A 12,844-nucleotide genomic window follows, 5' to 3' on the forward strand; every position below is an offset into this window, starting at 1 on the left:
ATGTACACCGTCATGATTGTAGATGATGATACACCGGTTCTTGAATTTCTGAAAACGACGATAAAATGGGAAGAGCTTGGCTATCAATTGACTGGCGTTTATGCGAGTCCCTTGGATGCGCTGAAGGCAGGACAGCAAACCAAAATTGATGTCTTGATCAGCGATATTGGGATGCCTGAGATCAATGGGTTGGAGTTGATCAAGTCCCTCCGCGAGGAGGATCCGAATGTGAAAGCTGTGATTCTCTCCTGTCATGATGAATTTCACTATGCGCAGGCGGCAGTTAAACTTTCGGTAAGTGAATATATATTGAAGGAAACGATGAATGTCAGCAATATCACAGAGGTATTGACCCGGCTTAAAGAGCAATTGGATGCGGAGGGTCGGCAGCAGTCGAAGAGCCGCAAGCTTGAGAAAGAGGTCTCGCAGCAACGCGGCGCGTCCAAGCGTCAGTTCATTCGAAGCACCGTGAATGAGCCGTTATTTGATGCTGTGGAATGGAGCGTCAAGGCGGAGGATTTTGGGATAAGGCTTACGAAGCATGCGGTTCTGCCTGTGTTCGGTTATGCCAATCGGGTGAAAGAAGCCAACAGTCGGTTTCAATCGACAGATTTATTCGAATATACGATTCAGAATATTGTGGAAGAGCTGCTCGTGGATCAAAAGGAAGTGACTCTATTCACCTACGATACGGGAGAAATCGTATTGCTTTTCCCGCATTTCTCGGAGCTGCATGTAAACAACAGTCAGAAAATGGAGCAGACGCTTAGGCAGCTGCAGGCTTGCTTGCAGAAGTATGCGAAAATCTCCTTCTCGTTCGTCACAGGGGCTCCGGTGAAGGAAGTTCGGGCCTTGAAGGATCAATTAATCCGCATGGTAGAGGCCAAGGCTATCCGCTTCTACATGCCAGAGTCCTCGATCAGCAAGCTTGAGCATTTGCGGGAAGGATTCGGGGACGGCGGGGAGCTGCTCGCTCAGTATGCACAGGCGTTGGATGAATTTCGCAGTGTGGTGTTCGATGAGCGTGCAGAAGGGATTGATGCCTTCGTCTCGAAGTGGGTGGATTACATCCAGTACAATCGGTTCCGTCCCTTAGAAGTGAAGGATTGGCTGCTCAAGATGATCCTCGATGTGCGGATGCGCCTCAAGTCGCTGCAGCACTATCAATCGACGTTTTCATCCGAGTTGCTGCATCACGATGTGCACGAATTGTCCTCCATTCGCGAAATGGAGCTGTGGCTTAAGGATTATTTGCAGCAGGCCATCGAGTGGGCAGGACAAGTGTATCGAGAGTCGCATAATCGAGAAATCCTGGAGTGTCAGCGGTTCGTGTATAACCATCTCGATACGAAAATATCACTAGAGGATGCCGCGGCACATCTGCATCTGCACCCGAGCTACTTGAGCCGCTTGTTCAAGCGGGAGACGGGCGAGAATTTCATCGAGTACGTAACGCGGATGAAGATGGAGAAAGCGAAGGAGCTTCTGGAGATCACCGACAAAAGCGTGGAACAAATCTCGGATATGCTCGGCTACGAGAATAAGAACTACTTCGGCAAGCTGTTCAAGGCGCATACCGGTTTCGTGCCGAATGCGTATCGGGGGCAGACGAAGGGGAGCTAAGTGATCTAGAGCGAAATGCGACGAGTGGGCGTCCACTCGTATGAGACATTCAGGGCCGCGGATGCGCAGTTATTGCGGACTAAGACTGAAGCTGCGAAACTCGCAGTTTCAGCAAACCAACACACTGAAAACTGCGAAAGTGCAGTTTTTTTGTGCTTTTCGCGGGTTCGGGTAGGCAAAGATGCAAATAGGCACTAATTTTTGCTGAAATAGCGGTTAATCGGCTTGAGAAGCGAAAAAGGTTGCATATTCGCATCAATTTGATGATTTTGCTCGATTAGTGAGCAAAAAAGATGCATTTTCTCACTTTTGCCGCAGATGGGGGAGCGTTAAGAAGTGGGGAAGGGGAAAAGAGGAGGGAAGGAAAGGAAAGGAAAGGAAAGGAATGGAATGGAAAGGGAAGGAATGGGAGAAACCGAGGGAACCGTGGACGCCACAGTCACTCCGGCAGCGGAGCAGCCGTACTGGAGTCGTAGGCACAGAGAATGGACTGGAGCAGGCCGGGAAATCGATCCTCGAGATCGGCCTTTCGCAAGGATAAGAAGCGTTGAGTCCCCTGCACGCGGACGTGGACAACGCCAGCTTCGCGCATCGTGCGCACATGATGAGACAATGTTGATTTAACAACACTAACCTCAATGCCGCCGCAGGTGCATTCCCCTAATTTGTGAATTTCTGAAACGATGGATAGTCGAACAGGATCGCTTAACGCATAGAGGACGGATGAGAGATGCATATCCGCTTTGTCAGGGTGATATAGTATTTTCATGGTGCTTTCTCCTCTTTCTCGTTACAGCGTAATGATTGCATTTTATCATATCCCATGCTATATTTCTATTGTTCGATAATAATCGAATTAAAGAATGAATGGTTTGACGTTGTCATTTAGTAACCCAATAGAAAAATATGGAGTGGAGGAACCGCTATGACGAATTTCAATACAAATCAAAAGGCTCATACTGTCGAGGCGTTGTTCAAGCCTTTTACATTAGGAAACCTTAGCTTAGCGAATCGAGTTGTGATGGCGCCGATGACGCGAGCTTTCTCACCAAACGGTGTCCCTGGGCAGGACGTGGTGGATTATTACCGTCGCCGCGCCGAGAATGGCGTTGGTCTTATTATCACCGAAGGTACGCTGATCAATCACCTAGCGGCAACGGACAATCCTAATATCCCTAACTTCCATGGCGAAGAGGCCTTGGCGGGCTGGAAACGTGTTGTCGATGCCGTGCATGAAGCAGGAGGTCGTATCGTGCCTCAGCTCTGGCATATTGGAATGACTCGCCAGAATGGCTCACTTCCGCATCCGGAAGCGCCATCGATTGGACCATCAGGCCTTACGTTAACAGGTGAAAAAGTGAATGAGCCAATGACGCAGGCGGACATTGATCAAGTCGTGCAAGCTTTCGCGCAAGCGGCAGCCGATGCCAAAAGGATTGGCTTCGACGGCATTGAGCTCCACGGTGCCCACGGTTACTTAATTGATCAATTCCTATGGGAAAAAACGAATCAACGCACGGATAAGTACGGTGGCAGTCTACTCGCTCGTACGCGGTTCGCAGCCGAAATCATTGAAGCATGCCGCCGCGCGGTTGGCCCTGACTTCCCAATAATAATTCGCTTGTCACAGTGGAAATCCACGGAATATACAGCCAAACTCGCCGCTACACCTGAGTTGCTCGGTCAATTGCTTGCACCACTCGTAGAAGCCGGTGTTGATATATTTCACTGCTCGACCCGCAGGTTCTGGGAACCTGAGTTCGAAGGATCTAGCCTCAATTTCGCAGGCTGGGTGAAGCAGTTAACGGGTAAACCTACGATCACAGTGGGATCGGTTGGTTTAGATGATGAATTCCTGGGCTCCTTCAGAGGGAAAAGCGCAGGCACAGCGGACATCAACGAGCTGCTTGTTCGACTAGAGCAGAATGAGTTCGATCTCGTCGCCATTGGACGCGCACTGTTGGTTGACCCTGCTTGGGTGGAGAAGGTGCAAGGCGGTCAGTTCGACGAATTGCTGCCATTTTCACCTGACGCACTGAAACGGTTGTACTGATTCGGATTCATATAAACAGAGGAAAAAAGAGATGACATTGCTGTCATCTCTTTTGTATTCACTCAATAATTCGTACGCGCAAACGTCGCATCACTCTTCACGGTTGCTGTGCTTGAGGCTCTTTGGAAATCCGCCTAGTTATTTGGTATCTCGCACAAATTTCCATGTCTTTACAATAAAATAGCAAATTTCGCAATTATCCTATGGTAAAATAGGGTGGTTCTTAGATAGCTTGTCTGTCCGATAAGCAAAAGATTTTGACTCAGCCTATTTGCTAAGGAGGAATTGTAATGAGTAAGCTCAAAGGATGGAAGACGAGATTATGGAAGACAACGTTGGCGTTGACAGTAGCAATACCTTTCCAAGTGCTGGCGACAAGCAGCTGGCAGGCGGTGATGGCGGAGGGACCGACAGATCCAGCGCCGTTCATTGAAGCCAAAGTCGTCAACGGGAATGCAGGGAAGAAAGTACTTTTCGACAATACACACGAGCAGACAGCTGGAGCAGCGGATTGGGTTATTGATGGGGCTTTTTCGGATTTCGGCAATGCGTTAGCGAATAATGGTTATTATGTAAAAGAACTGCGCAAAACGACGCCAATTACGTTAGCTGATTTGAGCGGTTATGATGTGTTCGTGGTAGCGGAGTCCAATGTTCCGTACAAAACAAGTGAGCAAAACGCCTTAGCCCAATATGTGGCCGGGGGCGGCAGTATTTTCTTCATCGGCGATCATTACAATGCCGACAGGAACAAAAACCGCTGGGATGGCTCCGAGGTATTCAATGGCTATCGCCGAGGTGCCTGGACGAATCCAGCAGCAGGAATGAGCGCCGAAGAGATAGCTTCCCCCGCGATGCAAGATGTAGCAAGCTCGGACTGGCTGGCAACGCAGTTTGGCCTGCGCTTTCGCTATAACGCCCTCGGTGACATTAATGCGAACAACATTGTAGCGCCTGCGCAAGCTTTTGGCATTACGACAGGTGTCGCAAGCGTAGCGATGCATGCAGGATCTACGCTAGCCATCATTGATCCGACGAAGGCGAAGGGCATTGTGTACTTGCCGCAAACGAATGATGCTTGGGCGAATGCGGTGGATCAAGGTGTCTATAACGGAGGCGGTGTTGCGGAAGGGCCGTACGTGGCCATCTCGAAAGCGGGAGCAGGCAAGGCGGCTTTCATCGGGGATTCTTCACCGGTCGAGGATGCAACGCCGAAATATGTGCGCGAAGATACAGGCGCGAAGAAGACGACGTATGATGGTTTTAAAGAAGTGGACGATGGAACGCTGCTCGTTAACATGGTGAATTGGCTTTCGACCAAAGAAAGCTATACCAGCTTCGCTGATGTCAGCGGCTTGCAGTTGGATCAGCCGACGGCATTGCTGCCTTTTGAAGCGCCAGCGGCATCGACGGAACCGCAGCCAGAGCCTTGGGCGGCACCAAATGCCGGCTACAAATGGTATGATCGCAGCACATTTAAACCAGGCTCCTATGGTGGTACTGCGGCAACGGCCAGCACCACTTACAGCTTCGTGAAACAAGCGGTATTGCCGAATGCGGTGGACTTCCCGATCAGGATCGTTGTGGATAACTTACCGCCATCGACAACGGTTACGGGCTTCAGCCTTGGTATTTACCTGGTCAGCGGCGGATCACAAATCGCCAAGATTCAGAATGCAGACGGCACATGGCCAACAGCTTATGCGTATAGCTCCACGTTCGGCGTAACCGCAGATATCAACGGACACGCGACGAAGGATTTGAATGTACGCGTAGTTCCTGGTACGACTGCACCAGCGAATCTCAGATTGCGCCTGAATGGCACGAATCTGAAAACCGAAGCCGTAACGCTTGGAAACGTACCTGCGGAAAACTTGCCGGAAGAGCAGAATCCGATTCCTGCCAAGATCGCCATTTCCGAAGCACGTGCCAAAGCAGCAGGAACCCTGGTGACGGTTGAAGGTGTTGTTACGACAGAGCCGGGTGCTTATGGCGGGCAGGCCTTCTACTTGCAAGATGCAACAGGCGGCGTATACGTATTCCAGAGCTTGAGTGGCTTTCACCAAGGGGATACGGTCAAAGTAACAGCCTCTACAGCGCTATTCAACACGGAGTTCGAGCTTGCTGATCCTGTGGAGATTGCCAAAACCGGCGTCGCAGCACTCCCAGCACCCATCCCGGTATCCGCTGTTACAGCTGACAATCAGGGGCAGCTGCTCACACTTACTGACGTGACGATCAGCAATATCATCACGGCAACACCGACGGGCTCTTTTGAATTCGACGCTGTTAAAGACGGCGTTAGCAACCACATTCGTGTTGATACTCGAACTGGCTTATCCTTAAGCACCTTCCCCTACACAGCCGGGCAAAAGGTGACGATTCAAGGTGTTGGCGCAATTTTCAAAGGTGTGTTCCAGTTGAAGCCACGGGGCTTGAGTGATTTCAGCTTGGCAGCTGATACATTAGCACCTGTAACAACTGCTACCTTATCCAGTGCACCGAATGGCGCGGGTTGGTTCAAGGATGACGTTACAGTCACCTTAACTGCTGTAGATGATCAAGCGGGAGCGGTGGCTACTCAATATGCCACTAATGGCGGGACTTTAGCTACGTATACAGGACCTTTGGTGATTGGAACTGAGGGAACAACAACCATAAGCTATTCCTCTACAGATGCTGCTGGCAATGTTGAAGCGGCAAAGTCTTTGGGAGTAAAGCTGGATAAAACAGCGCCAATAGCCACCCTTACCGAGTCGGGTCATGCGGTCAAGGATGTGACGGATACAACTTCGGTGACATTCGATTTGACTACCAACGACGCAGTGTCGGGTGTTGTAGAGCAATCCCTAACCTTGGATGGTCATGCAATTACAAGCGGTCAAACGATTGCCGCAGGCAGTTTAGCTGTAGGTGCACACACGGTGGCGTACCTTGTAGCGGATGCTGCAGGGAACACGACGAGTGCTTCGCAGATATTTAACGTGGTTAAACCATTATCTATCGGTGCTCCTGGCCAGCCTGTTTTATCCTCCAATAACGGATATTCCGGTTTAAAAGATGGCAACTACTCGATCACGATGAATATGTGGTGGGGGAATAATGGGACGATTTTCAAGCTATACGAAAATGGCGTTCTAATCTCCACGCAAACACTTTCCGATGCTTCCCCAGCGGCTCAAATCGCCAAAGTGAATGTATCTGGTAAACCGAATGGCACGTACACATACACAAGTGAACTTATCAATTTATTCGGAACGACAGCGAGTCAGCCTCTCATTGTAACGATCACAGACGCATCTCCAGGCAAGCCGGCCTTATCGCAGAATAATTGGGATGGGGATGGCAGTTACAATGTGAGCATGAACATGTGGTGGGGTACCAATGCAACAGGTTATCGCCTATTCGAAAATGATGTCCTCATCGATACCAAAAGCCTGCAAGCTGCTTCGCCGAGTGCACAAAGCGCAGTTACAGCAATCGCTGGTCGCGCAATTGGCGTATATCAGTATCGTGTCGAGCTGTTCAATGCAGCTGGCGTAACATCTAGCGATGTCTTGAGTGTCACGGTTACGAAGTAACCGGAAGCACAGAGATTGAAGGACAGCCCTTCTGGTCTTAGACCAGAGGGGTTGTTCTTTGTTTCGGATGGGGGAGCGCAGTTTTAATTGAAAATAGCGCACCTAGGTTCCTAGACAAAACCATATCCCGATGGTAGGTTAAATGGATACTTAAGAAAGTATGTGATCCCATTATGTCTATTGCTTCGCAAGCCAAAGAAACAACGAGTGGCAGCCGATTATGGATGGTGCTGGTGCTCGGTTTACTCGCCTCCTTCGGGCCGCTTTCTCTTGATATGTACCTACCGGCGCTGCCCGTTATTGCGGGTGACCTCCATACAACAACTTCACTTACACAAATGAGCTTAACCGCCTGCATGCTCGGTCTCTCTCTAGGTCAGCTCATTGCAGGATCGGTGAGTGATGTGCGCGGAAGACGTATGCCTCTGATGGTCGGCCTCCTCATTTATGGTGTCGCCTCCGCACTCTGCATGGTTGCCCCTTCGATCTGGGCGTTCCTGATCCTACGCTTCGTGCAGGGGATGGCGGGGGCTGCTGGGATCGTCATTTCCCGAGCGATCGTTCGTGATATGTATGAAGGTGTGGCGTTGACGAAGTTTTTTGCGCTGCTGATGCTCGTCAATGGTTCAGCTCCTATCCTAGCTCCGATTATCGGGGGACAGCTGCTGCATTTCACCTCTTGGCGTGGTGTGTTCCTTGTGCTCAGCTTGATCGGTGTCGTGATGTTCATCATTGTTGTAATTGGGCTAAAAGAAACCCATCCGCCGGAACGCCGCTCCAAAGGAGGACTGACGAATACGCTGCGTATTTTTCGCGGCTTGCTCACAGACCGTTTGTTCATGGGCTATGCGCTAACGCAGGGGCTCGTTTTTGCTGGTATGTTCGCGTATATTTCGGGGTCACCGTTTGTTTTGCAGGATATATTTGATGTTTCTCCCCAAATGTTTAGCAGCATCTTCGCCGTGAATGGGGCAGGCGTCATCCTTGCCGGGCAAATAACAGGGCGACTCGCTGGCAAAGTCAGCAATCACCGTCTGTTAGCTGGTGGCCTAGCGATAGCTGTTCTAGGAGGTCTGCTACTTCTCGTTGCAACGCTTAGCGGGGCTGGGCTCATTCTGATTTTGCCGGCGTTCTTCCTGATCGTCGCTTGTATTGGTCCAGTATCTGTGTCGACCTCTTCCTTGGCGCTGCAAAATCAAGGCCAAACAGCCGGCAGCGCCGCAGCCTTGCTAGGTCTCATGACCTTCGTCATCGGCGGTTTAGTAGCACCGCTTGTCGGCCTTGGCGGCAGTCAGACGGCTGTACCCTTAGGGATAATCATCGCTGTCATGGAGTTGGGTGGCGTACTCTGTTTCGTTTTCCTGACGAGAGAAAAAGCGTAAGTGCGGTTCACTTTTTTAAGAAAATTCAAGGAATTTTCACAATTAAGGTTTATACTGAAAGAAGAATTGACCAATTTGTGAAAAAGGTGGCTAACACGCATGAAGCGCATTCATAAAACGTGGCTTATTGGCACACTCGCAGCTGGATTATTAATCAGTGGCGGCTTCGTACTTCAGCATAATCAAGCGCTTGCTAACGACACAGACACAACAACACCTGCACCTAAGAAGATTCAGGATAAACATAGAATTGAGAAGCATCAAGCACCAAGGGGCGGTTTTGATTTTGGTAAAGGCGGCGCAATCGATTTTTCTTCCATCCTAGGCATAGATAAAGCGGTCCTTAAAGCGGAAATTGATGCAGGAAAAACCCTCGTTCAAATCGCGCAGGAAAAAGCTAACCTCAGTGAAGAAGCACTGCTTGCTAAACTGACAGAGGCAGAAACGAAGAAAATCGATAGGGCACTTAGCGAGGGCAAAATCAAGCAAGAACAGGCAGATAAGCTCAAAGATGGGCTTGCCGATCGGTTGAAAAAAATTATAGAAGCGAAGCCCCATGCGATGAGTTTCGATAAAAAGCCAATGCCTCGCGCCGGCAATATGCCTAACATGGCTATGCCTGGCGGAGTAGGGGTTGCTCCGCACGAAATCGCTGCGATTCTTGGAATCACCGAAGACGAACTGGCGACTGAGCGTAAGGCAGGGAAGTCCCTTGCCGAGATCGCCGCGGCAAAAGGCATCACCGAGGATCAGTTGATCGCTAAGCTGAAAGACAGCCTGACCGATGAGCTGAAAAACTTCGTCGAACGCAAAGGTGGCGGCGAACGCCCATTCCCACAGCCACGTGGAGACGGCGGTTCATTCAAAGGTAAGCCAGGTCACGGTGGGGAGCATAGACCTGCACCGCCATCCCTGCCGTCACCGTCAGAGGCGCCTTCGGCTACTTAATAATGACCGATCCTACAGGGATAGTAGGAGGTTGCCACATTCGATAATATCGAGCGGGGCAGCCTCTTTGGTCACTAGTTAGGTGTGCTGAAGGGAAGCGAGTAGGTGGCGTAGAAGTTTTGCGCAGGAAGATCTTTTGGAGTAGGAAGAGAAGAGAAGAGAAGAGAAGAGAAGCTTGAAGGAGGAGTAGCTGGATGGAAGAGCTTATTGGACATTGTCGCACATGTGAGAAGCCGATTTATTGCAAAATGGGATTTCTGGATGGTGTCGTGCAGAAGGATAAATCCTTATTGTGCTTCGCATGCTCGGGTGAGGTACAGGAAGAAGAAGTAATTGTGGAGCCGCAGAAATGAGTGGTTAATTAAGCTAACTGTTGATTCCCGACCGAACAAATTAGCTTGCTCACAATTCCCGATTCCGAACAACATTAGATTAATTCTGCCACCGACGCTCCCTTCACCTTCTTCTCACTCCACTCTTCCCCCGACGATCACGCCAACTCTTTTAATCTGGCACACTTCCCCTAATCTCGCGCACTCCCGATTATTAGCTGGAAATAGTACATCTATTTTCGCTTGATTTCGCTGAAATGAGGATTTAGCTGGATAATATGTAGTTATTTTCAGCATTTTTACTCAAAAGGGTGAAAAGCTGAGGAATTAGCTGCATGAAATACAGCTAAATGGATTTATAACTGAAATTCGCTGGATTTAGCTACATATAATCCAGTTATTTCTGCGCGACGAGGTGGGGCGACGGCGACAGCGGGTGGAGCGGTGGCGACCGCAGGTGGAGGCGGTGCGGATCGAGGCCGCCCTCGCCGCGCCCGCCGCGTCCAATCAGCCGCGGCTAATACAGCACTCGCCACAAGTAAAACGTGGCGTAAGCTTCCCAGCCCCGCCAGCCCTCGGCGAGCTGGCGGATCTCTTCGAGCGAGGGCTTGGCCTCGAGCCCAAGCACATGCTTCAGCGCGTTATGCAGGCCGACATCGGCCAACGGGAACGCCGCGGGGTTGCGCAGACAGCGCATCAGCACATAATTGGCCGTCCAGGGGCCGATGCCGCGAATGCGCAGCAGCTCTTTTTCCATGGCAAGGAAATCGCTCATCGCAAGCAGTCCAGCCTTGGATAACGCGCCTTGCGCCATGAGATTGGCAACGCCAATGAGGTACTCCGCTTTTTTACCCGTGAATTGTAAAGCGGTTAGATCCTCTGTCGTGAGAGCAGCGATCCGCTCCGGTGTCGGGAAAGCCCAAAAGGTACGCCCTTCCCACTCCAGCGATGTGCCGAAGGTTTCGACGAGACGCCTTTTGAGCGTATAGGCAAAAGCCAAATTAATCTGCTGACCGATAATCCCCCAGCTCATCGCCTCAAACAAATCAGGAATCCCCATTAGGCGCAGCCCTCGGAATTCCTCCGTCACTTGCCGTAGAATGGGATCCTTCATCTCATATAATGACGTCAAATCCGTCCCCAAATCAAACCATTCCCACACATAGCGAGCGATATTTTCGCGGACCGTAGAAGTTAAACTAGCCCCAGTATAGTGGATAATTTGGATATGAAGCACCACATCATCCTCACTGTGGACAGCGATAAGTGCGAGGTTATCCCCAATAAACAACAGCTTATAGATGCTAGAGTTATCCACAACGAATAGGCACTCATTGGTTGAGCGGCTTAAATAGCCGATATTTTGCTCGTATCGAAAAGGTTCAGGCAGAGCAAGCGAGAGCGTGCTTGTTTGTTCGTGCCATTTTAGACTGGATGGGTCAAAAGCTTGCAGGTGTGGCATGGTCATTCTCCTTATCGGTAGGAAGTTGTTACTTGCATTATCGCCGATAGCGGCTTTTGTAATCTTGCTTTCTCATCTCGGAACCCTTACAACTACAAGCCTGTTTGGGTATACTGAGCTTATCAAAGGAACGCAAGGAGAGGGGCATCCGATATGCAGGAACGGTTTTGGCAAGCTATTGTGGCGAATGATGCGGCGTATGATGGGACGTTTTATTATGCAGTGGCGACGACAGGGATTTTCTGCCGGCCTTCCTGCAAATCGAGGCTTCCGAAGCGGGAGCATGTGCGTATTTTTCATCACAGCCAAGCAGCCATAGCGGAGAGCTTTCGTCCTTGCAAAAGGTGTCGGCCTGACGGCAACAGGCTTCCCGATGAGACCTGGGTTGCGGAAATGAAGGCGCATATCGAAGAGCACTTCGCCGAACCACTGTCGTTAGCGACGCTTTCTGAGCATTTCTATGCGAGTACGTATCATCTGCAAAGGACTTTTAAACGAGCAGCTGGCGTGACGCCTCTGATGTATATCCAAGAGGTCCGGCTTGCTGCAGCTAAAAAGCTTCTAATCACCACGGACATGCCCGTGCAGGTGATCGGGTCGCGGGTGGGGATGGCGAATGCTGCGCATTTTGCGACATTGTTTCAGAAGAAAACCGGGCTAACGCCGACAGAATTCAGGCAACAGCCCATGCATTAACGATAACCGAGTTGAGAGGTTGGATGCAATATGGGGAGAGAAGTTACGGAAAGTAAGGCAAGGGATACGATCTACTGGGGTGCTGTTCGTTTGCAAGATCATAATTTCGTGATGGCGATAACGGATGTAGGTTTGGGTTACTTACAGTTTCAGAAAGATGACTCGAGAGATGGCGTTGATGTTGAATCGTGGCAAGCATTCACCCAATGGGCGAGAAAGCTTGTTCACCCGAGCGGATGGATTCAGCAGGAGGATAAGTTAAAGCCTTATATGCAGCAAGTGGATGAATATCTGCGTGGAGATCGGTCGATATTTTCACTCGCACTGGACTTACGGGGAACGTCGTTTCAACAGTCGGTGTGGAGAGCGTTGCACGAGATTGACCACGGTCAAACGGTAAGTTATTCACAGGTAGCCCAGTCGATAGATAAATCCAGTGCTGTGAGAGCGGTCGGCACCGCTATCGGCGCAAACCCTGTGCTTATTGTTGTACCTTGCCATCGGGTCGTAGGGAAGGATGGCGCTCTGACCGGTTATCGCGGGGGATTGGGGAATAAGGAGAAACTTTTGCAGTTAGAGCGACTAGGGAAGTAGGCTTTGCGGGAGCAGCTTCATGTCACCGTTCAATGACATGAAGCTGCTCTTATTCTTCGTTATCGATAATATATTCACTCCCCAAGTATGCTCTCATGCATAGAATCTCAAATATGGATAAAGATATGAGGAAGGAAATGAATGGGAGTACGACGCTGGAATTATCATGAGTG

At 50.2% G+C, this 12,844-nt stretch carries 10 protein-coding genes; 8 read left to right on the top strand and 2 right to left on the bottom strand.

Annotated features, from left to right (window positions below):
* Nucleotides 1–1,623 (top strand): helix-turn-helix domain-containing protein, encoded by a 1,623-nt coding sequence (locus ASG89_RS04205; protein ID WP_057309045.1) that lies wholly within the window; start codon nucleotides 1–3, stop codon nucleotides 1,621–1,623.
* A 439-nt stretch (nucleotides 1,624–2,062) separates the two neighbouring features.
* Here the strand turns inward: ASG89_RS04205 and ASG89_RS04210 are convergent, their stop codons facing one another.
* On the bottom strand, nucleotides 2,063–2,392 hold the full coding sequence (locus ASG89_RS04210; protein WP_057309046.1) for an ArsR/SmtB family transcription factor: 330 nt from the start codon (nucleotides 2,390–2,392) through the stop codon (nucleotides 2,063–2,065).
* 156 nt (nucleotides 2,393–2,548) lie between these two features.
* On the opposite strand from ASG89_RS04210, the gene ASG89_RS04215 reads away from it, so the two are divergent.
* The 5 genes from ASG89_RS04215 (at nucleotide 2,549) to ASG89_RS37110 (ending at nucleotide 9,940) form a co-directional block, all read left to right on the top strand.
* On the top strand, nucleotides 2,549–3,676 hold the full coding sequence (locus tag ASG89_RS04215) for an NADH:flavin oxidoreductase (RefSeq protein ID WP_057309047.1): 1,128 nt from the start codon (nucleotides 2,549–2,551) through the stop codon (nucleotides 3,674–3,676).
* A 290-nt stretch (nucleotides 3,677–3,966) separates the two neighbouring features.
* Nucleotides 3,967–7,257, top strand: a complete 3,291-nt coding sequence (locus ASG89_RS04220; protein ID WP_057309048.1) for an OmpL47-type beta-barrel domain-containing protein — start codon at nucleotides 3,967–3,969, stop codon at nucleotides 7,255–7,257.
* Nucleotides 7,258–7,430: 173 nt separating this feature from the next.
* Nucleotides 7,431–8,639, top strand: a complete 1,209-nt coding sequence (locus tag ASG89_RS04225; protein WP_057309049.1) for a multidrug effflux MFS transporter — start codon at nucleotides 7,431–7,433, stop codon at nucleotides 8,637–8,639.
* A 99-nt stretch (nucleotides 8,640–8,738) separates the two neighbouring features.
* Nucleotides 8,739–9,587 carry a hypothetical protein gene (locus ASG89_RS04230; RefSeq protein WP_057309050.1) on the top strand — a complete coding sequence of 283 codons (849 nt, stop codon included), beginning with the start codon at nucleotides 8,739–8,741 and terminating at the stop codon, nucleotides 9,585–9,587.
* A gap of 194 nt (nucleotides 9,588–9,781) precedes the next feature.
* Nucleotides 9,782–9,940: a hypothetical protein gene (locus ASG89_RS37110; RefSeq protein WP_200963424.1), complete on the top strand. Its 159-nt coding sequence runs from the start codon at nucleotides 9,782–9,784 to the stop codon at nucleotides 9,938–9,940.
* Nucleotides 9,941–10,436: 496 nt separating this feature from the next.
* Here ASG89_RS37110 and ASG89_RS04235 read toward each other — a convergent pair whose 3' ends face one another.
* Nucleotides 10,437–11,381: a DNA-3-methyladenine glycosylase family protein gene (locus ASG89_RS04235; RefSeq protein ID WP_057309051.1), complete on the bottom strand. Its 945-nt coding sequence runs from the start codon at nucleotides 11,379–11,381 to the stop codon at nucleotides 10,437–10,439.
* A 153-nt stretch (nucleotides 11,382–11,534) separates the two neighbouring features.
* Here ASG89_RS04235 and ASG89_RS04240 point away from each other — a divergent pair, with 153 nt between their 5' ends.
* Both ASG89_RS04240 and ASG89_RS04245 read left to right on the top strand, forming a co-directional pair.
* Nucleotides 11,535–12,077 carry a bifunctional transcriptional activator/DNA repair enzyme AdaA gene (locus ASG89_RS04240; protein WP_057309052.1) on the top strand — a complete coding sequence of 181 codons (543 nt, stop codon included), beginning with the start codon at nucleotides 11,535–11,537 and terminating at the stop codon, nucleotides 12,075–12,077.
* 30 nt (nucleotides 12,078–12,107) lie between these two features.
* Entirely contained in the window at nucleotides 12,108–12,671 is a 564-nt protein-coding gene (locus ASG89_RS04245; RefSeq protein ID WP_057309053.1) for a methylated-DNA--[protein]-cysteine S-methyltransferase, read from the top strand.
* Nucleotides 12,672–12,844: the final 173 nt, after the last annotated feature.

The sequence above is a fragment of the Paenibacillus sp. Soil766 genome (assembly GCF_001428105.1).
In the GTDB taxonomy this organism is placed as follows: Bacteria; Bacillota; Bacilli; order Paenibacillales; family NBRC-103111; genus Paenibacillus_E.

Coding starts and splice junctions, on each gene's coding strand:
- ASG89_RS04205 (WP_057309045.1), top strand. CDS start 1: ATGTACACCGTCATGATTGTAGATGATGATACACCGGTTCTTGAATTT.
- ASG89_RS04210 (WP_057309046.1), bottom strand. CDS start 2,392: ATGAAAATACTATATCACCCTGACAAAGCGGATATGCATCTCTCATCC.
- ASG89_RS04215 (WP_057309047.1), top strand. CDS start 2,549: ATGACGAATTTCAATACAAATCAAAAGGCTCATACTGTCGAGGCGTTG.
- ASG89_RS04220 (WP_057309048.1), top strand. CDS start 3,967: ATGAGTAAGCTCAAAGGATGGAAGACGAGATTATGGAAGACAACGTTG.
- ASG89_RS04225 (WP_057309049.1), top strand. CDS start 7,431: ATGTCTATTGCTTCGCAAGCCAAAGAAACAACGAGTGGCAGCCGATTA.
- ASG89_RS04230 (WP_057309050.1), top strand. CDS start 8,739: ATGAAGCGCATTCATAAAACGTGGCTTATTGGCACACTCGCAGCTGGA.
- ASG89_RS37110 (WP_200963424.1), top strand. CDS start 9,782: ATGGAAGAGCTTATTGGACATTGTCGCACATGTGAGAAGCCGATTTAT.
- ASG89_RS04235 (WP_057309051.1), bottom strand. CDS start 11,381: ATGCCACACCTGCAAGCTTTTGACCCATCCAGTCTAAAATGGCACGAA.
- ASG89_RS04240 (WP_057309052.1), top strand. CDS start 11,535: ATGCAGGAACGGTTTTGGCAAGCTATTGTGGCGAATGATGCGGCGTAT.
- ASG89_RS04245 (WP_057309053.1), top strand. CDS start 12,108: ATGGGGAGAGAAGTTACGGAAAGTAAGGCAAGGGATACGATCTACTGG.